We start from the raw sequence: 19,131 nt of genomic DNA, 5'->3' as shown, positions 1-19,131 counted from the left end.
GCTGTACGGGCCATGCGAACGGAATCCGGCCGATGAGACGGGAGGCACCCCGGCGGGCGCCCGCCCCGTCAGCCGGCGGTGAGGATGGCGCGGACCAGCGGGCCCGCGTTGGAGCCGCCGTGGCCGCTCGCCGGGACGACGGCCGCCGCGGCGACATCGTCGCGGTAGGCGGAGAACCAGGCGTTGGGCTTCTTCTGGTTGTCGACCTCGGCGGAGCCGGTCTTGGCGCCGATGTCACCGCTGACCCCGGCCATCGCCTCGGCGGCCGTACCGGAGGTCGCCGTCAGCTTCATCAGCGACTTCAGGCCGCTGAGGGTGGACGGCTTCATGGTGCGGGCGGCCTTGGCGAGCGTCCGGTGGTCCAGCGACGGCGAGACGATGTACGGCTGGTGGAAGGAGCCGGCCCGGACCGTCGCGGAGAGCGAGGCGACGTTGAGCGGGTTCATCCGCACCCCGCCCTGGCCGATCAGCGAGGCCGCCATCTGCGCGTCGCTCTGCACGGGCACCGCACCGTCGAAGGTGGGGATGCCGGTCTGCCAGTTCAGGCCGATGCCGAAGACGTCCCGGGCCTCGTTGGTCAGGTCGTCGTCGCTGAGGTCCTTGGCGTGCGAGATGAAGGCGTTGTTGCAGGACGCGGCGAAGCTCTGCGCGAAGGTGCCGTCCTTGATCTCGGACTTGTTGAGGTTCTGGAACTTCCAGCCGCCGACGGTCACGTACTTGGGGCACGGGTTCTTCTTGCCCGGCGAGGTCAGGCCCTTGTCCATCAGCATCGCCGACGTCACGATCTTCATGGTCGAGCCGGGGGCGAGCGACCCCTGCGTGGCCATGTTGAAGCCCTTTTCGGGGGAGTTGGCGAGCGCCAGGATCTCGCCGGTGCTGGGCTTGACCGCGGCGGCGGAGGCGGCCTTCTTGCCCTTGACCGCCCGCTCGGCCGCCGACTGCAGCTTGGCGTCCAGGGTGGTCTTGAGCGTGCCCGGGGTCCCCTTGGAGAGCACCTTCAGCGTCTTGTCGGGCAACTGGTCAGCGGGCTTGGCGGCCTTGGCGCGCTGGATGAACAGCTCCACCCCGGGCTTGCCGTCGGTCTTGTCGCCGTACTTGTCGCGCAGGCTGTCCAGCACCCCGGCCAGCGCCGGATGCGCCTCGGGGGTGAGCTCGGCGCCGTTGCGGTCCACGGCCTTGATCGGCGGCGCCTCGGCCTCGCCGGTGTGCAGCTGGTCGCCCTTGGCCAGGCCCGGGTGCAGCATCGCCGGCTGCCAGGCGATCTGCGGCTTTCCGGTGGTCTTGTCGCGCTGCACGGTCGTGGCTGTGCGGTACGAGTAGGCCGCCTTGGTGCCCTTGTAGTCGATCTGCGCGGCGACGGAGTACGGCACCTTGTCGCCCGACGGCGTGCCGGGCGTCAGGGCCACCTTCGAGAACCGCGCCTGCTTGGCCAGGGCCTCCAGCGCGGCCTTGCACTTGACCGGGTCGTCCGTCATCCCGGCGGCCTTGGCCGCGTCGCCGGACTGCCAGGCGGTCAGGAAGCCCTGTGCCGTCGTGTGGACCTCCTTGGCCGACAGCGGGCCGGTCGCCACCTTGGGCTTGTCGCCCGCCTTGGCGTCCGCCGACCTGACCTCCTGCGGAGACTCGTCCGAGCCGCCGAACAGCGCGAAGCCACCCACGACTCCCGCCACCAGGGCCACCGATCCGCCGATCAGCCCGTACTTCACCTCTCGGCGCATGCCACCGAATCCCTCCCAGAAGCTTCGTCCCTGAATACGCACACAAGAACGTGCCCCGCACTCTAAGGGACACGGGGAGGCGGTGAGTCTCGATCAGGGCACGGTCCGGTGACGCGCTGTTGTACACCTGTTACAGAGTTGTCGAACTCCCGCCGCTCCGCCTCCGGTCGGGCGGGCCGCGCCGACCGGCTAGACCCAGGTGTCGAACCACATCCGGTGGTGCCAGGCCGACTTGGGAATGGGCATACCCGTATACAGGGGATAGAAGTAGATGAAATTCCACACGATCAGCAGAACCAGGACACCGGCACCGACCGCACCGATCGTGCGCCGCCGCTCGGTTGATCCCGGCGGCCCGATGAGCGCGCCGGTCATCATCGCCAGCGCCAGACACAGGAACGGGACGAACACCACCGCGTAGAAGAGGAAGATGGTCCGCTCCTGGTAGAGGAACCACGGCAGATAGCCGGCCGCGACCCCGCAGGCGATCGCCCCGGCCCGCCAGTCCCGCCGGAACAGCCAGCGGTAGAGGACGTAGAGCAGCGCGAAGCAGGCCGCCCACCACAGCAGCGGGGTGCCCAGCGCCAGCACCTCACGGGCGCAGCCCTCGGCCGCCGTACAGCCGTCCTGCCCGGCCTTGGGGTCCTCGTAGAAGTACGAGACCGGGCGGCCCAGGACCAGCCAGCTCCACGGGTTGGACTGATAGGTGTGCGGGGTGGTCAGTCCGGTGTGGAAGGCGTAGACCTCGGTCTGGTAGTGCCACAGGCTGCGCAGCCAGTCCGGCAGCCAGGTCCAGCCGCCCGTCCGGCCGTCCGGCGTGGTCGCCCAGTCGCGGTAGTAGCCGCCCTTGGTGGCGATCCAGCCCGACCACGACGCGAGATAGGTGGCGAGGGCGACGACGACGGTGGACCCGAAAGCGGGCAGGACGTCCCGGCGCAGCGTCGAGCGGAACGGCCGCCGGGCGCCCGCCGTACGGCGCGCCCCCACATCCCACAGCACCGACATCAGGGCGAACGCCGCGAGGTAATAGAGGCCGTTCCACTTCGTCGCGGCGGACAGGCCCAGACACAGCCCGGCCGCGATCCGCCACGGCCGCCACCCCAGCCGCAGCCGGTCGCCGACCCCGCCGTCCGGATGCGCCACGCCCGCGGAGTCGAGCGGCAGCGCCGCCGCCAGCCGGGCCCGGGTACGGTCCCGGTCCACCAGCAGACAGCCGAACCCGGCCACCACCCAGAACATCACGATGAGATCGAGCAGCGCGGTCCGGCTCATCACGAAGTGCAGCCCGTCCACCGCCAGCAGGGCGCCCGCCAGGCAGCCCAGCGCCGTCGACCGCGTCAGCCGGCGGCCGATCCGGCACAGCAGCAGCACCGAAAGCGTGCCGAGCAGCGCCACCGTGAACCGCCAGCCGAAGGGGTCCATCCCGAAGGCCCACTCACCGAGCGCGATCAGCCACTTGCCCATCGGCGGGTGGACGACGTACGAGTGCTCGGGCGAGAGCAGGATCTGCGGCGGATGCCCGACCAGTGCGTCATTGGCGTTCTTGGCCCAGGTGCCCTCGTAGCCGTACTGCAGCAGCGACCAGGCGTCCTTGGGGTAGTACGTCTCGTCGAATATCACCTTCCGCGGGCTGCCCAGGTTCCAGAACCGCAGCACCCCCGCGAACAGCGTCACCAGCAGCGGCCCGGCCCAGCCCGACCACCGTGCCAGCCGTGCCGCGGCGGCCGGGCCCACGCCGAACACCGCCCACAGGCGACCGCCCGGCTCGGGGAAGGCGGGCACCAGCCGCGCGCGGACATCGCCCTGCGCGGGGACCGGATACCCGAAGCGGCGCAGCCGCCGCTGCCACACGGGGGGCTCTTCGGCCGGCTCCGGGGCGTGCTGCGCGGTGGCGTCGGTCGCGGTGGTGTCACTCGTCACCCGGCCCATCGTAGGGAAGCAGGCTGGGGACCGGTGGGGACGCCACCGGCGGACACCGGCGGATCGGGGCACGGCGGCCTCCTGGGAGGATGGGAAGGTGACTGGAACGCTGGTACTTGCAGGGACGCCCATCGGGGAGATCGCGGACGCGCCGCCGCGGCTCGCCACCGAGCTGGCCGCCGCCGATGTGATCGCCGCCGAGGACACCCGTCGGCTGCGCCGGCTCACCCAGGCACTGGAGGTTGCGCCCACGGGGCGGATCGTGTCGTACTTCGAGGGCAACGAGGCGGCCAGGACGCCCGAGCTGGCCGACGCGCTGGCCGGCGGGGCCCGGGTGCTGCTGGTCACCGACGCGGGCATGCCCTCCGTCTCCGACCCCGGCTACCGGCTGGTCGCCGCGGCGGTCGAGCGGGACATCAAGGTCACCGCCGTACCGGGCCCCAGCGCGGTGCTCACCGCGCTCGCCGTCTCCGGCCTGCCGGTGGACCGCTTCTGCTTCGAGGGGTTCCTGCCCCGCAAGGGCGGCGAGCGGCGCTCCCGGCTGCGCGAGGTCGAAGGCGAGCGGCGCACCCTCGTCTACTTCGAGGCGCCGCACCGCCTGGACGACACCCTCGTCGCGATGGCCGAGATCTTCGGCGCCGACCGGCGCGCGGCGGTCTGCCGTGAGCTGACCAAGACGTACGAGGAGGTCAAACGCGGGCCGCTGGGCGACCTCGTGCCCTGGGCGGCCGAGGGGGTACGCGGCGAGATCACCATCGTCGTCGAGGGCGCCCCTCAGGGCGGACCGCAGGAGCTGGACGCCGACGAGCTGGTGCGCCGGGTGCGGGTCCGCGAGGAGGCCGGGGAGCGCCGCAAGGAGGCCATCGCCGCGGTCGCCGCGGACGCCGGGCTGCCCAAGCGGGAGGTCTTCGACGCGGTGGTCGCGGCGAAGAACGCGGAGAAGGACGCCGGGAAGAACGCCGGGAAGAACGCCGGGAAGAACACGGAGTAGGACGCCGGGAAGAGCTCGGCGGACAGCGCCGCGAAGGGCCCGCGAAGAATTGATGCGCGGCCCCGGGCGAAAAGCGACTCATCAGAAGGTAAACGGCTGACCGGAAAGGTAAAGCGCAGGTCGGCGCGTTGAGGTGATTTTCCTACCGTCGGCCAAATCTGGGCCAATAGCGTCGGCGGGGGGCTGCGCGGGGCGCTCCGAAGGCGTCCACTGGACGAGGGACGAACGGTTCCCGAAGACCTTGTCCAGCGGACAAGAGGAGCGCGCACATGAGCGAGATCGCGAACACCACCGGCGTTTCGGCCACCGGCCAGGACCACCCCACCGGCCGTCCGGACGCCGCCGCGCACGAGGCCTATTCCTTCGCCTGCATGAGGTGCGGGCACGGCTGGGAGCAGGCGTACGAGATAGTCCACCAGGTCGACGGCAAGGGCGAGACACATGTCGTCTACTACGCGGACGGCGAGCGGGTCCCGTCCCCGTTGACCTGCCCCACCTGCCTGAACTGCGGCAGCAACGTCGTACGCATCATGCGCTCCGGCCAGATCTCGATGGTCTCCGACGCGATCGCGAGCATGCACCAGCGCCAGCACGGCAATGAGCGGAAGAAGGCACCGGCATCCTCCGGGACCGGCCCGGACCACGCCGGCAGCACCGCCGAGGACTCCGGACGCCACCACTGGCACCTCTCCGACCTGCTGCACCCCTTCCAGCACCACCGCAAGTGAGGCCCGTGCCGCGGCCCTCGTAGGATCGCGGCCATGGCACCGCAGGACAAGAACACCCCGCCGCCGCTGCCCGAACCCCTTCGGGTGGCGGTCGCGGATTCGCACACCCACCTGGACATGCAGGGGAGCACCGTCGAGGACGCGCTGGCCAAGGCCGCCTCCGTCGGCGTGACCACCGTCGTCCAGGTGGGCTGCGACCTGGCCGGTTCGCGCTGGGCCGCCGACACCGCGGCCGCGCACGACGGCGTGCACGCCACCGTCGCGCTGCACCCCAACGAGGCGCCGCGGATCGTGCTGGGGGACCCGGAGGGCTGGTCGCGGCAGGGAGCCAGGGAGGCCGGCGGCGACAGCGCCCTGGACGCCGCGCTCGCCGGGATCGACGAGATGGCCGCCCTGCCGCAGGTCCGCGGCGTCGGCGAGACCGGCCTGGACTACTTCCGCACGGGGCCCGAGGGCATGGCCGCCCAGGAGCGGTCCTTCCGCGCGCACATCGAGATCGCCAAGCGGCACGGCAAGGCCCTGGTCATCCACGACCGCGAGGCGCACGACGACGTGCTGCGCATCCTGCGCGAGGAGGGTGCCCCCGAACGGGTCGTCTTCCACTGCTACTCCGGTGACGCCGAGATGGCCAAGATCTGCGCTGCGGCCGGCTACTACATGTCCTTCGCCGGCAACGTCACCTTCAAGAACGCCCAGCCGCTGCGCGACGCCCTCGCCGTCGCCCCGTCCGAGCTGCTCCTCGTCGAGACCGACGCCCCCTTCCTGACCCCCGCCCCGTACCGCGGCCGGGCCAACGCCCCGTACCTCATTCCGGTCACGCTGCGGGCGATGGCAGAGGTCAGGGGCGTGACCGAGGACGCACTGGCCACCGCCATCGCGGCGAACACGGCGCGCGCCTTCGGGTACTGACACGAGCCTTCGGGCGCTGACCACGCGCATCCGGAGGCACCCCCGCGTGCCTTCGGATGCTGAACGGACGCCACCGCATTCCGCCGGCCGCCGACGGGTCCGGCCCCGGCCCCCGGCCGCCTCCCGCCCGCCCCGTGGACGGCCCTCCGGCGCCACCGCGCACCGTCACCGAAGCGCGAGCTTGAGCACGTTCCGTAACGACGCGACTTTGGAGAGTCACCCACACTCCGCTACATTCCGGCCGTCAACCGCATCCCGTGGCATGTGGAGCGCGCCGTGAGTCATTCGCAGAGCAGCCACCGCGCCGCGCGCGGCCGTCGCAGACGCCGCGCCGAGGGCCCCGAAGCGCTGCGCCGGCTGCTGCCGCAGGCCCTGGTCGTCGCCTTCCTCGCCGGCGGCACCACCGCCTTCGTCGCCCACGACAAGGCGGTCCGGCTCACCGTCGACGGCATCCCGCGCACCCTGCACACCTTCGCCGGCGACGTCGACGGGCTGCTCGCCGCCGAGCACCTCGACATCGGCGCCCACGACCTCGTCGCGCCCGCCCCCGGCACCGGGCTCAGCAGCGGTGACGAGATCGTCGTCCGGCACGGCCGCCCGGTCGTCCTGACCATCGACGGACAGCGCCGCCAGGTGTGGACCACGGCGGACACCGTCGCCGGCGCGCTCCACCAGCTCGGCGTACGGGCCGAGGGCGCCGTGCTGTCCGCCGACCGCTCCCGGCGCATCGAGCAGCACGGCATGGAGCTCGCGGTCCGCACCGAACGCTCGGTGGTCATCGTCGCCGACGGCCAAGAACACCGGGTGCGCACGAACGCCTCCACCGTCCGCGAGGCGCTGGCCGAGGCCGGTCTCGCGCTGCGCGACCAGGACACCACCTCGGCGCCGCCGGACAGCTTCCCGCGCGAGGGCCAGACCATCTCCGTGGTGCGGATCACCGGCTCAAAGGAGGTCCGCGAGGAGCGCCTGCCCTTCCGCACGATCCTGCGCGCCGACCCGCGGCTGGCCCGCGGCGTCCAGTCGGTCGTCCAGCAGGGGCGGCCCGGGGTGCGGCGGGTCACCTACCGGGTGCGCACCGTCAACGGCGTCCGGCAGAAGCCGAAGCGGCTGCACAGCAAGATCGTGCACGCGCCCCGTCCGCAGATCGTGCACCTCGGCACCATGGTGCTGCCGACCTCCGTGCGCGGCGCCGACCACCTCGCCTGGCATGCGCTGGCGCAGTGCGAGACGGGCGGGCGGCCGCACGCGGTCGACGCGTCGGGCACCTACGGCGGGCTCTACCAGTTCGACGTCCCCACCTGGCGGGCCCTGGGCGGCCGCGGCCGCCCGCAGGACGCCTCCCCCCGGGAACAGACCTTCCGGGCCAAGAAGCTCTACATCAGAAGGGGGGCGAGCCCGTGGCCGGTCTGCGGCCGTAAGCTTCACGGGTGAACGAGCGCAGCGAGGCTTTGGCATGACCAAGAGCACCACCGACGATTCCGGCCCCCTCCTGGGCGCCGCCGACATCCGCGAGCTGGCCGCCGCGCTGGGCGTCCGGCCCACCAAGCAGCGCGGCCAGAACTTCGTCATCGACGCCAACACCGTCCGCCGGATCGTGCGGACCGCCGAGGTCAGGACCGACGATGTCGTCGTCGAGATCGGCCCCGGCCTCGGCTCGCTGACCCTGGGGCTGCTGGAGGCCGCGGACCGGGTCACCGCCGTGGAGATCGACGAGGTGCTGGCGGCCGCGCTGCCGTCCACCGTCGCGGCCCGGATGCCCGAGCGCGCCGACCGCTTCGCGCTGGTGCACAGCGACGCCATGCACGTCACCGAGCTGCCCGGCCCCGCGCCGACCGCGCTGGTCGCCAACCTGCCCTACAACGTCGCCGTGCCGGTGCTGCTGCACATGCTCGCGGCGTTCCCCACCATCGACCGCACCCTGGTCATGGTGCAGTCCGAGGTCGCCGACCGGCTGGCCGCCCGCCCCGGCAACAAGGTCTACGGCGTGCCGTCGGTCAAGGCCAACTGGTACGCCGAGGTCAAGCGGGCCGGCGCCATCGGCCGCAATGTCTTCTGGCCCGCGCCCAACGTCGACTCCGGCCTGGTCTCCCTCGTACGCCGCGAGAAGCCGATCGAGACCTCGGCGAGCCGCGACGAGGTCTTCGCCGTCGTCGACGCCGCCTTCGCCCAGCGCCGCAAGACGCTGCGGGCCGCGCTGTCGGGCTGGGCCGGTTCGGCCGCCGCGGCGGAGGCCGCGCTGGTCGCCGCGGGTGTCTCGCCGCAGGCCCGCGGCGAGGCGCTGACCGTCGAGGAGTTCGCGCGGATCGCCGAGCACAAGGGACCGGGCGGGGCGCCGGGCATCCGGCAGACAGGGGGAGCCACCGCATGACCGGCACGACTGACCCGACCGGCGCGGCTGAGGCGACCGGCACGACCGACGCGACCGCCGCCTCGGTCACCGTCCGGGTACCGGCCAAGGTCAACGTCCAGCTGGCGGTGGGCGCTGCCCGCGCGGACGGCTTCCACGACCTGGCGAACGTCTTCCTCGCCGTCGGCCTCTACGACGAGGTCACCGCCACCCCCGCGGACACCCTGCGGATCACCGCCGAGGGCCATGACGTCGACCGCATCCCCCTGGACCGCACGAACCTGGCGGCCCGCGCCGCCGAACTCCTCGCGGCCCGCCACGGCATCGAGCCGAACGTCCACCTCCACATCACCAAGGACATCCCCGTCGCGGGCGGTATGGCGGGCGGCAGCGCGGACGCCGCCGGCGCCCTGCTGGCCTGTGACGCCCTGTGGTCCACCGGCTCCTCGCGCGAAGAACTCCTGGCCATCTGCGCCGAGTTGGGCAGCGACGTCCCGTTCAGCCTGGTCGGCGGCGCGGCGCTGGGCCGCGGCCGCGGCGAACTGCTGACCCCGCTCCCCGTCGGCGGCACCTTCCACTGGGTCTTCGCGGTGGCCGAGGGCGGACTGTCCACCCCGGCCGTCTACGGCGAGTTCGACCGCCTGACGGCGGGCACGGACGTGCCGGAGCCGGATGCGTCCCCTGAACTGCTGGCGGCCTTGGAGTCCGGCGACGCCACAGCCCTCGCCGGAGCCCTCACCAACGACCTGCAACCCGCGGCGCTGTCCCTGTGCCCGCCCCTGACCGCCACCCTGGAGGCGGGCACCGCGGCCGGCGCCCTGGCCGCCCTGGTCTCCGGCTCGGGCCCGACCACCGCCTTCCTGGTCAAGGACGCGGAGACGGCCGGGCGGGTGGCCCAGGACCTGCTGGCGTCGGGGACCTGCCGCCAGGTGCGGGTGGCAAAGTCGCCGGCGGCGGGGGCGACGGTGCTCTGATCCCTCACCGGGTGGCAACGGCACTCCTCCACCGGGCGGCCGTCCCTCACCGGGCGGCAACGGCAGACCCTCACCCGGCGGCCGTCCCTCACCAGGCGACGGTCTGGCCGAGGTAGTCGAGGAAGTGCAGGCCGGTGCGGCCGCGGTGGGCTTCGATGGTCCTGACGACGCCGGGGACGCTCTCGTCGACGGTGAGGCGGGCGTCAGGGCCGCCGAGCTCGGTCTTGACCCAGCCGGGCGCCATCAACAGCAGCGTGCGGCGGTCGTGGCGATGACGCGCCGCATAGCTGCGCATCAGCTGGTTGAGGGCGGATTTACTGGCCCGGTAGATCTCGAAGCCGCCGCGGTCGTTATGGGCGATGCTGCCCTGGCGGGAGGACATGATCGCAATGCTGCCCTCCGCGGGGACGAGGTCGCCGAGCGTTTCGATGACGCGCATCGGGCTCAGCGCGTTGGTGATCATCAGGCGGGTGAACTCGTCCGTCGTGACGTCCGCGGTGGTCTCCTCCGGGCTGTTGGTGACGCCCGCATTGACGAAGAGCAGATCGAACCTGCGGGCGCCGAGCCGCTTGCGGAGGGCCTGGACCTGATCGGGGGCGTTGATGTCGACGTGCTCGATCTCCAGCCGCCCGTCGGCGGTCTCCTGCAGCTCGTGCAGGGCGGTACGGCGGGAACCGCGGACGGTCGCCACCACGCGCGACCCCCGGTCGAGGTATTCCGCGGCGATCGCATAACCCAGGCCGCGGGAGGCACCGATGAGAAGGACCGTTGCGTTCCCCGAGGCTGCGTTTCCCGAGGCCGCGTTTCCCGAGGCTGCGTTCTCCGGGATCGAGCTCATGACCGCTCCTGGGGTTGCGTGGTCCGGTTGCCTGACGCAGCGGGTGCCTCGCCAAGGCCGTAAAGCGCCTCGGCGTTGGCGTGAGCGATCTTGTGCTGGTCCCCGCGGTCGGGGAGCGTCTGCAGGAAGCCGGCGAGGGCCGCGGCGTCGAGACGGTGGAAGGGATAGTCCCCGGAGAGCAGGATCCGGTCGATGCTCGTGAAGTCCAGCGCGTGGCGGAGCAGACGTGGGGTCAGCATGCCGCTGGTTGCTACGTGAATGTTGGTCCGGAAGTACTCGGCGACCCGGCGGTCGAGGTGGGTCGCGACGTGGGAAAGGCTGTCGATCCGGTCGAGCGCGAACAGCAGCATCTCGCCCCAGTGCCCCAGGACGATCTGCAGGTTCGGGTGCCGGTCGAAGGTGCCGCGCAGGATGAGGCGGAGCGCCGCGAGTCCCGCCTCGATGTGCCAGCCCCAGCCGAAGGTGGCCAGCGCGAGGTCGACCGAGGGGTCGAACCCGCGGTAGGACGCGTCGCGAACCGGGTCCGGAGGGATCTGGGGGTGAAGGAACACCGGTCGTCCCAAGTCGGCGGCGGCCGCGAGCAGTTCGTCGTAGACGGGGTCGTCCAGCGAGCGTTCGCCGCTGCGGCCGTAGGACATGATCCCGACATGACCGGGCGCGCTCGCGGTCCGCTCGAGCTCGGCCACGGCAGCGTCCGGGTCCGACATCGGCAACGTCGTCATGGCCCTCAGCCGGGTCGGATAGCGATCGACGGCCGCCGCGACGCGGTCATTCGCGTCGCGGCTCAGCGCAATGGCTTCGCGGGCCGGGAGCCCGTGGGTGCCCGGCGGGGCGATCGAGAGGATCTGCAGATCGACCCCCGCCGCGTCCATCGCCGCAATCCGTTGCTCACCGATGTCGAGCAGGCGCTCGGGGATGTCCCCCCGGTCGTTCAAAGCCACGCTCTCGTCTCTGGCCCCCGCCGGCTGTGCGCGCAGTGCCCGGTCGATTCCCGCGGTGGTCCAGTGCTCCTCAATGGCGATGACTCTCACCATCACGCTCCTTTGGCTCATACTCCGTTCGCTCATGCTCTGTTGAGTGAACTTCGGCGAACCTAGCAGGTTCACTCAACGCCTGTAGAGTGAATTCCGTGGACGAACCGACGACACGCGCGGCCAAACGAGCCGCCACCGCGCAACGGATCCTCGAAGCCGCACAGGTCGAGTTCGGCGATCACGGGCTGGAGGGCACCACCGTGCGCGCCATCGCCCAACGAGCCGGGGTCGACCCCTCCCTCGTCATCCAGCACTACGGCTCGAAGAACGACCTCTTCGCCCTTGCCGCCCGGCTCGACCGCCAAAGCACCGACCACGACGTCGCCGGACACCTCTTCGACGTCCTCGACGTCCGCCTGAACGCGCTCCCGCCCGAAACCCGCGCCCTCGTACGGTCGATGCTGACCGCGCCGGAAGCGGCGCAGGCGATGAAGAACTTCCTCGACGAGCGGGTCCGCAACCTCGCCCGCACCAGCGACGACGGCGACGCCGAGCTACGAGCGGCGCTGACCGTCAGCAGCATCCTCGGTCTCACCATCGCGCGGCATTTCCTTCAACTCGACGCGCTCGCCGACATCTCCGAGTCGCAGATCGAAACGGTCCTGCGGCCGTGGCTCACCAACGCCCTTGGGGGCGAGGAGTAGGGAGCGGTGCCGTTGAGGCGGAGATCGAGCCGGTGCAGGCCTGCTGTCTGCCGCCTACTGCCTGCCGTCCGCCGCCTGCCGTCCGCCGACCGGGCTCGTGGCCGAGAGGGGGATCGCCGCCGGGCGCGCTGGGCCGGCTCGGCTCGGGAGCTACGAGGCGGTCCCCCGGTCGGGTGGGTCGGGTGGGCCGGGGAGCAGGGAAGACGGAGAAGGTGGGGCGGGTGGGAAGGTCGGGCGTGATGGTCCCTTGAGGGACAGGGGAACAGATCCCGTAAGGGGTGCGAGTGCCCCCTGCGGGGCCACAACGCGGCGGGGTCGGGCGGGATTCCCGCGGGCGCCCTCTGCCCCGGAGCGTTCAGGCGCCAGGGGGGAGCAAGCGCCCGCGAAGCTCAAGCGCCCGGCAGGGCAGTGTCCTTGACAGCGGTGACGAAGCTCGACCAGGCGGTGGCGGGGAAGACGAGCGCCGGGCCGTGGGGGTCCTTGGAGTCGCGGACGGGGACGATGCCGGGAAGGTCGTCGACCACCTCGACACAGTTCCCGCCGTCGCCGTTGGTGTAGCTGCTCTTACGCCAGACGGCGGTGCTCAAGTCAATCCGGTTGTTTGTCACTTCGGTAGTCCTCTGCGGCCGCCTCGATCATGGTCAGGGACGCCTCAGGAGCGAGTGCGGCGGCCCTGAGCCGATCGTATGCCTTGCGGTATTTCTTCACGAGGGCCGGATCGTCGATCGTGTCGCCGCTGTACTGCGATTCCAGGTAGGCCAGCGGCGGAGCGTCAGGGAAGGTCATGAGCTGCAACAACCCCACCGTCATGAGGGGATGCGGTCCGCAGTTCCACGGAAGGACCTGTGGAACGACCCGGCGCCGCCGTGCCAGCTCCGCGATGCGGTCGAGCTGATCAGCCATCTCGGCCGCAGGAATGACCGGGCAGCGCCACACGTACTCGGGCAGAATCACCCAGTACTCCGGGGTCTTGCGGTCACTCTCGAAGAGGTGGGCCCTCCCCGTGCGGGCGCTGACCTTTTCCTCGACCTCTTCGTCGAGTGCCAGCGGATGAGTCGCCCGCACCACCGCCCGCGTGTACGGCTCGGTCTGCAACAACCCAGGGATGAGGGTGGGACACCACTCCTCGACGGTCTCCGCGTACTTCTCTGCCTCCAGGACGCTCTCGAAGTACTCGGCATGGCCCGTCCGCCGTGCCTTCCGCACGTCCTCGCAGCGCCGCGTGAAGAAGCCGTCCGTCTTCAGCACCTTGTCCACGTGCTCTGCCAACTCCATCGGCATCCGCCGTTCGCCGCGCTCGATCTCGCTGAGGTGGCTCGGGCCGTAGAAGCTGCCCTCGACCAGTTGCGTGAGCGTGAGCCCGGCCAATTCCCTCTGGTAGCGCAGCTCCGCGCCGTAAAAGGTGGGGACTCCCGCCGAGCCGTCAATGTCCTTGCGTCGTGCCACGGTTCACCGCCGTACGTGTAGCTGATTCCCAGTCGTTGCGGACGGGCCCCGGCGGTTCCCACATTTCCACCACGTCACACCGCGTATTCCCCGGACCGCGACCGGGAGCCCAAACCCCTTTCACGCTACGCCGCGCCGCATCACTCTGTAAGCGGTTCGTTGCTATGCGTACAGAAAGGCGGGCTCCATGCCCCTCGGTTACTCCCTCCCCGACCACCCCGACGACGTACACGAAAGCGCCGAAGAGCTGCGTACCGCGCTGAAGGACCACGGCATCACCCTGCCGTCGCTCGGCGTCGATCTGCCCGGCTTCGCAAGCGCCTACGGCGTCTCGCTCGTCGCCCTCGGTAACTGCAACACGTCCACCGCCCGCCGGCTCGCCGAAGTTCTCCGTAAGGCGGCGACCCGTTGAGCGGTGGGCCGGGTCTCGTCCGGACAACCTTCGGAGCGCTGCTGGGCTGGTTACTTCCGGGGCGGGGAAGCCGTCGGGCGACCACTACTTCCGGCACGCTCGCCGCCTCGGCAGGGTCGCCGTCGACTCCAGCTCGGCGACGCCTCGTACGGGTCCGCGGCGTGCCGCCCGGTCTGCTGCCGTTGTGCGGTGAGGGCAGTGGCCTCGTCCGTCCGTACGTCGACGTCCGGCCGTACGTCACCACCGCGGAGGCGCGCCAGCGTGCGGCTCAGGCCGCCCGGCGCCGGGAGCTGGAGGAGTCCGTGCGCAGGCTCAACACCTGGTCGTCCGGTGGGGGCGGGCGCCGCTGAGGCGCCATGGGAGCGCGGGGGCGGAGGGCTACGCCGCGCTCTCGGCCGCCTCGGCCAGCACCCCGGCCACCAACTGGCCCGCACATACGGCGTGTTCCGCGGCCGTCGGGACGCAGCGGTCCGCCGCCGGGTCGTACGCGGTCATGATCACGCCCGCGTGGTCGGTCTCCGGCTCCTGCAGCGTCACCATCCGGTCCGCCTGGTCCGCCTGGTCCGCCTGGTCCGCCTGGTCCGCTCGGCCCGTCGGGTCCTCGTGGGCCGTCCGACCCGCTGCTCGCAGTGCCTCGGCGAGGTCGCGGGAGCAGTGGGCGTCCAAGACGGCGTCGCGGCTGCCGTGGATGAGGTGGACCGGGACGCCCGGGACCCGGCCCTCGGCAAGATCGTCCAGCGGCGCGGCCCCGGTGGTCCGCGCCGGCAGGTCGTAACGGCCCGCCAAACCCACCACCGCCCTCGGCCGCCACCCCTCCACGATCTCGGGCCGCAGTGCGACCCCCAGCGCGGCCCCGGCCCCCGCCGACCACCCGGCCAGCACGAACGACTCTCCGTCGCCGCCCAGCCCGCCCGCTTCTCTGCGCACGAAGGCCAGTGACTCCAGCAGGTGCGCCCGGCCCCCGTCCGCCGCGTCCGAGCGCCAGTCCGGTACGAGCACCAGCAGCCCGAGCGCCGCCGCGGTACGCGCCAGTGGTTCGAGCACATCCCGCTCGTCGGGGCCGATGCCGTGCCAGAGCAGCACGGTGGGCGCGGGGGCGGCCGGCCCGGCCTCCGTGGAGGTCGCGGCGCCCCCGGCCGGCCCGGACACCCCGGTCGCCTCAGCCGCCCCAGCGGGACGGTAGGCATCCAGCCGCTTCCCGCTCGGGCCGTAAATCAGCCCACGCACCGTCTCCACCGCCGTACCCGCCGTACCCGTCATGCCCACGGCGCCTGCCGAGCCCGTCGTCCTGGCCGAGCCCGCCGTATTAGCCGCGCCAGCCATCGCCGCCATCCCCTCCGTACCCGCCATGCCCATGTCCGGTGCCATGACGGCACGTTACAACGGGGGCCCCGGCACCTCAGGAGCCCGCGAGAGCCATCGACACCACCCAAGCCACGACCAGCAGACACGGAGCCGCCAGAAGGCAGCCCCGGCCGGCGCCACCACGGCTGCTCATACCCACCACGGCCAGCAGGGCGGCCACGAAGGCGGCGATGACCGGCAGGTTGCCGACGACCTGCTGGGCACCCACGGAACAGATCGTGCGGGCGTCCTCCTCGGAGCAGCCGTCGCTCGCCATCACCAGAAACGGCGCGAACAGCCCGGTCACCCCGGCGAACGCCAGCACCAGCAGGCCGGCGACGATGCGGCCCGCGGCGGAGCCGGTCACCGACGGTGCGGTGTCGGACACGGAAGGGGCGGCCGCAGCCTGGTCGTTGATCATGCCGCCGACGCTAGGGCCGCCGTTAGCCCCCGCCATCGGTACGGATACTCATCTCCCGGCGGTCCTCCTCCTCACGCCGACTAGGCTGGGTAGGTCGATCGATCTGAAGTGCAGGAGCGGAATGGCCACGAACCTCGTCAATCTGGAAGCTGTCGGCAAGGTGTACGGGACCCGTGCCCTGCTCGACGGTGTCTCGCTCGGCGTCAACGAGGGGGACCGGATCGGCGTCGTCGGGCGCAACGGTGACGGCAAGACCACCCTGATCCGGATCCTCGCCAAGCTGGAGAGCGCGGACGACGGCCGGGTCACCCACAACGGCGGGCTGCGCCTCGGCGTCCTCACCCAGCACGACTCCCTCGACCCGGCCGCCACCATCCGGCACGAGGTCATCGGCGACCTCGCCGACCACGAGTGGGCCGGCAACGCCAAGATCCGCGACGTGCTGACCGGCCTCTTCGGCGATCTGCACCTGCCGGGCTTCACCCAGGGCCTGGACACCGTCATCGGCCCGCTCTCCGGCGGTGAGCGCCGCCGTATCGCGCTCGCCAAGCTGCTGATCGCCGAGCAGGACCTGATCGTCCTCGACGAGCCCACCAACCACCTCGACGTCGAGGGCATCTCCTGGCTCGCCCGCCACCTGCGCGCCCGCCGCTCAGCCCTCGTCGTGGTCACCCACGACCGCTGGTTCCTCGACCAGGTCTGCACGCGGATGTGGGACGTCCAGCGCGGCGAGGTCCACGAGTACGAGGGCGGCTACAGCGACTACGTCTTCGCCCGCGCCGAGCGCGAGCGGATCGCCGCCACCGAAGAGGCCAAGCGGCAGAACCTGATGCGCAAGGAGCTGGCCTGGCTGCGGCGCGGCGCCCCGGCCCGTACGAGCAAGCCCCGCTTCCGCATCGAGGCCGCCAACGAACTGATCGCGGACGTCCCGCCGCCGCGCGACAACGCCGAACTGATGAAGTTCGCCAGCTCCCGCCTCGGCAAGACCGTCTTCGAGCTGGAGGACGTCAGCGTCCAGGCCGGCCCGAAGGTCCTCCTCAAGCACCTGACCTGGCAGCTGGGGCCCGGCGACCGGATCGGCCTGGTCGGCGTCAACGGCGCCGGCAAGACCTCGCTGCTGCGGGCGCTGGCCGAGGCGGCCCGTACGCAGGGCGACGCGCAGCCGGCCGGCGGCAAGATCGTCGTCGGCAAAACCGTCAAGCTGGCCTACCTCTCCCAGGAGGTCGGCGAACTCCCCCCGACGCTGCGGGTGCTGGAGGCCGTCCAGCAGGTACGCGAGCGGGTCGACCTGGGCAAGGGCCGCGAGATGACCGCCGGCCAGCTCTGCGAGAAGTTCGGCTTCACCAAGGAGAAGCAGTGGACGCCGGTCGGCGACCTCTCCGGCGGTGAGCGCCGCCGCCTGCAGATCCTCCGCCTCCTGATGGACGAGCCCAACGTCCTCTTCCTCGACGAGCCGACGAACGACCTGGACATCGAGACCCTGACCCAGCTGGAAGACGTCCTCGACAGCTGGCCCGGCTCCCTCATCGTCATCAGCCACGACCGCTACTTCATCGAGCGCACCACCGACCGCGTCCACGCCCTCCTCGGCGACGCCACGCTCCGGATGCTGCCCCGCGGCCTGGACGAGTACCTGGAACGCCGCCAGCAGGTCATCGAGGCCGCGACGCCGGCGCCCGCCCCGCAGTCCACGGCTCCCAAGAAGGCCGCCGCGGTCAACCGCGCCGCCCAAAAAGAACTCCAGAAGATCGAACGCCAACTGGACAAGATCGGCGCGAAGGAAGCCACCCTCCACACCCAAATCGCCGAGAACGCGACGGACTTCGAAAAGGTCGCCGGTCTCGACGCCCAGCTCCGCGAACTGAGCACGGAGAAGGATGAGCTGGAGATGCGGTGGTTGGAGTTGGCGGAGGACGTGTAGGGGGACGGGCGGAGCGCGCGGCTCCTGGAGCGTGCGGTCCCTGGGGCGCGCCGCCTGTCACCGTGGGGAACAGATCCCCTGATGGCGTGGCGACCGGCGGAGCTTCAGGGGCGTCTCGCGTACGGGGGCGGCGGCAGCGGCGGGAAATCATCCCGGGGCGAGACTCATCCCAGCGGTTTCCTGACCTCACGGCGAATCTTGTCCGCCTTGTCGGCGAATTCCTGGAGGTCGACGGACTGCGGCTCCTTCGACAGTTTCGAGGCATCGGTTTCGGCGACGTTCCCGCTCGTACTGGAATCGGCCCAGACACAGAACGGCACCGTGATCTTCTGCCCCATTTCCGTCCGCACATCCACCCCGCAGATGAGCGAATCGCCGCCCCCGCTGGGAGTGAACTCCTTGTCCGCCACGGCGACTTCCGTCTTCCCGTCGCGCGTCATGCCTCGGATGGTGTGGTCGACGGCCGTCTCGGGATCATCAATGACGCCGTAGAGCCCCAGCATCACCAGTGACTTGGTCCCGCTCGTGTACTGGCCGCCTGCCGTCTTGATGTCGTGCTCATTGGCCCCCTCACTCGGCACCGAACGGCCGGCCTGCTGGGATATGTCCTTGGCGAGCTTGTACTCCCCGCCCACCAGCGTCTGCGGCACCGCGATCCGGTACCTCGGCCCGCCGGACGACCCGCCCGACGAACTCCCCCCGCCCCTGAACGCCGCGTTCGACGCCAGCGTCCCGATCACCACCATGCCGGCCACGGCGCCGATGATGCCCCACACCTTCCCGGCCTTCCGCCTCGGCGGTATGGGCGGCGGCATGCCGGGCCCGCCGCCGTACCCGAACTGGGGGGCCTGCTGGGGCATCCCGTAGGGGCCCGGGGCCGGTTGTGCGTACGGCATCGGCCCGGCGGGGTGAGGCTGTGGTCCGTACGGCGCGGGCCCGCCGGGTGCGGGACCTGCCGGATACCCGGCGGGCTGACCGGGCGGCGGGAATACTTGCGGCGCACCGTATCCCGGCGCCTGCCCGAAACCACCTGGTGGCTGTTGCGGTGTAGTCATCTATTTTTTCCCTCCGAGGCCGGCCGAAAAGCCGGGAAGGGCTTAAGTGAGGTGATGTCGCGGTGTCTGGGGCGGACGCCACCTGTTGGAGCCGGAGTCGCTCAACTGTACCTACAATATGGGTAGACGACGTCCTGGAGTCAGCTATCGCCATGCCCAGATGCGCAATTCCACATGGATTCGAAGTCGGCCTTCGAGATGACAAATGCGGAGAATTCTGGCTGTGCGGCAACATCTTCGATACGTCCGACAGGGATTTCGCTCAGTCCAATTTCCGCAGTCTCATCAGTCCCGTCCGTGCGCAGTAGGCGTCCATCTCGATACTCTTGGACCTTGCGCACCTCATAGCCATCCTCGCCGATCTCGCTAAAGAGGGTGACTGGCTCTTCTTTGAAGCCGTGATGCCAGGTGACTTTCCAGTACTGCATG

The 19,131-nt window shown here is 71.1% G+C and carries 20 protein-coding genes; 10 read left to right on the top strand and 10 right to left on the bottom strand.

What is annotated here, in order from left to right; translation table 11 throughout:
- Positions 1 to 68 precede the first annotated feature (68 nt).
- Both CFW40_RS13815 and CFW40_RS13810 read right to left on the bottom strand, forming a co-directional pair.
- Positions 69 to 1,718 carry a penicillin-binding transpeptidase domain-containing protein gene (locus CFW40_RS13815; RefSeq protein ID WP_088798148.1) on the bottom strand — a complete coding sequence of 550 codons (1,650 nt, stop codon included), beginning with the start codon at positions 1,716 to 1,718 and terminating at the stop codon, positions 69 to 71.
- Positions 1,719 to 1,907: 189 nt separating this feature from the next.
- Positions 1,908 to 3,647 carry a dolichyl-phosphate-mannose--protein mannosyltransferase gene (locus tag CFW40_RS13810; protein WP_088798145.1) on the bottom strand — a complete coding sequence of 580 codons (1,740 nt, stop codon included), beginning with the start codon at positions 3,645 to 3,647 and terminating at the stop codon, positions 1,908 to 1,910.
- Positions 3,648 to 3,735: 88 nt separating this feature from the next.
- On the opposite strand from CFW40_RS13810, the gene rsmI reads away from it, so the two are divergent.
- The 6 genes from rsmI to CFW40_RS13780 all read left to right on the top strand — a co-directional run bounded on the left by rsmI (position 3,736) and on the right by CFW40_RS13780 (position 9,587).
- Entirely contained in the window at positions 3,736 to 4,629 is an 894-nt protein-coding gene (rsmI, locus tag CFW40_RS13805) for a 16S rRNA (cytidine(1402)-2'-O)-methyltransferase (RefSeq protein WP_088798142.1), read from the top strand.
- A gap of 269 nt (positions 4,630 to 4,898) precedes the next feature.
- Entirely contained in the window at positions 4,899 to 5,357 is a 459-nt protein-coding gene (locus tag CFW40_RS13800) for a hypothetical protein (RefSeq protein ID WP_088798139.1), read from the top strand.
- Between the two features lie 33 nt (positions 5,358 to 5,390).
- Positions 5,391 to 6,266 carry a TatD family hydrolase gene (locus CFW40_RS13795; RefSeq protein ID WP_088798135.1) on the top strand — a complete coding sequence of 292 codons (876 nt, stop codon included), beginning with the start codon at positions 5,391 to 5,393 and terminating at the stop codon, positions 6,264 to 6,266.
- A 276-nt stretch (positions 6,267 to 6,542) separates the two neighbouring features.
- Positions 6,543 to 7,697 (top strand): resuscitation-promoting factor, encoded by a 1,155-nt coding sequence (locus tag CFW40_RS13790; RefSeq protein WP_088798132.1) that lies wholly within the window; start codon positions 6,543 to 6,545, stop codon positions 7,695 to 7,697.
- Between the two features lie 22 nt (positions 7,698 to 7,719).
- Positions 7,720 to 8,634 carry a 16S rRNA (adenine(1518)-N(6)/adenine(1519)-N(6))-dimethyltransferase RsmA gene (gene rsmA, locus CFW40_RS13785; protein WP_088798130.1) on the top strand — a complete coding sequence of 305 codons (915 nt, stop codon included), beginning with the start codon at positions 7,720 to 7,722 and terminating at the stop codon, positions 8,632 to 8,634.
- Entirely contained in the window at positions 8,631 to 9,587 is a 957-nt protein-coding gene (locus CFW40_RS13780) for a 4-(cytidine 5'-diphospho)-2-C-methyl-D-erythritol kinase (protein WP_088798128.1), read from the top strand. Before rsmA ends, CFW40_RS13780 begins: the two co-directional genes overlap by 4 nt.
- A gap of 88 nt (positions 9,588 to 9,675) precedes the next feature.
- Here CFW40_RS13780 and CFW40_RS13775 read toward each other — a convergent pair whose 3' ends face one another.
- On the bottom strand, positions 9,676 to 10,425 hold the full coding sequence (locus CFW40_RS13775; RefSeq protein WP_088798124.1) for an SDR family NAD(P)-dependent oxidoreductase: 750 nt from the start codon (positions 10,423 to 10,425) through the stop codon (positions 9,676 to 9,678).
- Complete coding sequence (locus tag CFW40_RS13770; protein ID WP_256331479.1) at positions 10,422 to 11,459, bottom strand: amidohydrolase family protein; 1,038 nt, start codon at positions 11,457 to 11,459, stop codon at positions 10,422 to 10,424. Before CFW40_RS13770 ends, CFW40_RS13775 begins: the two co-directional genes overlap by 4 nt.
- A gap of 95 nt (positions 11,460 to 11,554) precedes the next feature.
- Here CFW40_RS13770 and CFW40_RS13765 point away from each other — a divergent pair, with 95 nt between their 5' ends.
- Positions 11,555 to 12,103 carry a TetR/AcrR family transcriptional regulator gene (locus CFW40_RS13765; RefSeq protein WP_088798121.1) on the top strand — a complete coding sequence of 183 codons (549 nt, stop codon included), beginning with the start codon at positions 11,555 to 11,557 and terminating at the stop codon, positions 12,101 to 12,103.
- 389 nt (positions 12,104 to 12,492) lie between these two features.
- On the opposite strand, the gene CFW40_RS13760 is transcribed toward CFW40_RS13765, so the two are convergent.
- Positions 12,493 to 12,690 carry a DUF397 domain-containing protein gene (locus CFW40_RS13760; protein ID WP_176956504.1) on the bottom strand — a complete coding sequence of 66 codons (198 nt, stop codon included), beginning with the start codon at positions 12,688 to 12,690 and terminating at the stop codon, positions 12,493 to 12,495.
- A 1-nt stretch (position 12,691) separates the two neighbouring features.
- Positions 12,692 to 13,549 (bottom strand): helix-turn-helix transcriptional regulator, encoded by an 858-nt coding sequence (locus tag CFW40_RS13755; RefSeq protein WP_088798117.1) that lies wholly within the window; start codon positions 13,547 to 13,549, stop codon positions 12,692 to 12,694.
- A 187-nt stretch (positions 13,550 to 13,736) separates the two neighbouring features.
- On the opposite strand from CFW40_RS13755, the gene CFW40_RS13750 reads away from it, so the two are divergent.
- Both CFW40_RS13750 and CFW40_RS13745 read left to right on the top strand, forming a co-directional pair.
- Entirely contained in the window at positions 13,737 to 13,961 is a 225-nt protein-coding gene (locus CFW40_RS13750; RefSeq protein ID WP_088798114.1) for a hypothetical protein, read from the top strand.
- Positions 13,962 to 14,122: 161 nt separating this feature from the next.
- Positions 14,123 to 14,311: a hypothetical protein gene (locus tag CFW40_RS13745; RefSeq protein ID WP_088798111.1), complete on the top strand. Its 189-nt coding sequence runs from the start codon at positions 14,123 to 14,125 to the stop codon at positions 14,309 to 14,311.
- A gap of 28 nt (positions 14,312 to 14,339) precedes the next feature.
- Here the strand turns inward: CFW40_RS13745 and CFW40_RS13740 are convergent, their stop codons facing one another.
- Both CFW40_RS13740 and CFW40_RS13735 read right to left on the bottom strand, forming a co-directional pair.
- The gene (locus CFW40_RS13740) at positions 14,340 to 15,329 is read right to left on the bottom strand and encodes an alpha/beta hydrolase (RefSeq protein ID WP_107440496.1); all 990 of its coding nucleotides are present in this window, start codon (positions 15,327 to 15,329) and stop codon (positions 14,340 to 14,342) included.
- 31 nt (positions 15,330 to 15,360) lie between these two features.
- Positions 15,361 to 15,726 carry a hypothetical protein gene (locus tag CFW40_RS13735; RefSeq protein WP_088798109.1) on the bottom strand — a complete coding sequence of 122 codons (366 nt, stop codon included), beginning with the start codon at positions 15,724 to 15,726 and terminating at the stop codon, positions 15,361 to 15,363.
- A gap of 121 nt (positions 15,727 to 15,847) precedes the next feature.
- On the opposite strand from CFW40_RS13735, the gene CFW40_RS13730 reads away from it, so the two are divergent.
- On the top strand, positions 15,848 to 17,647 hold the full coding sequence (locus CFW40_RS13730) for an ABC-F family ATP-binding cassette domain-containing protein (RefSeq protein WP_088798106.1): 1,800 nt from the start codon (positions 15,848 to 15,850) through the stop codon (positions 17,645 to 17,647).
- Between the two features lie 164 nt (positions 17,648 to 17,811).
- Here the strand turns inward: CFW40_RS13730 and CFW40_RS13725 are convergent, their stop codons facing one another.
- Positions 17,812 to 18,543, bottom strand: a complete 732-nt coding sequence (locus tag CFW40_RS13725) for a hypothetical protein (protein WP_088798103.1) — start codon at positions 18,541 to 18,543, stop codon at positions 17,812 to 17,814.
- A gap of 299 nt (positions 18,544 to 18,842) precedes the next feature.
- Positions 18,843 to 19,130: a hypothetical protein gene (locus CFW40_RS13720; RefSeq protein WP_088798101.1), complete on the bottom strand. Its 288-nt coding sequence runs from the start codon at positions 19,128 to 19,130 to the stop codon at positions 18,843 to 18,845.
- Between the last annotated feature and the right edge of the window lies 1 nt (position 19,131).

The sequence above is a fragment of the Streptomyces sp. 2114.4 genome (assembly GCF_900187385.1).
GTDB lineage: Bacteria > Actinomycetota > Actinomycetes > Streptomycetales > Streptomycetaceae > Streptomyces > Streptomyces mooreae.
This window is presented reverse-complemented; position numbering and strand designations above follow the sequence as displayed.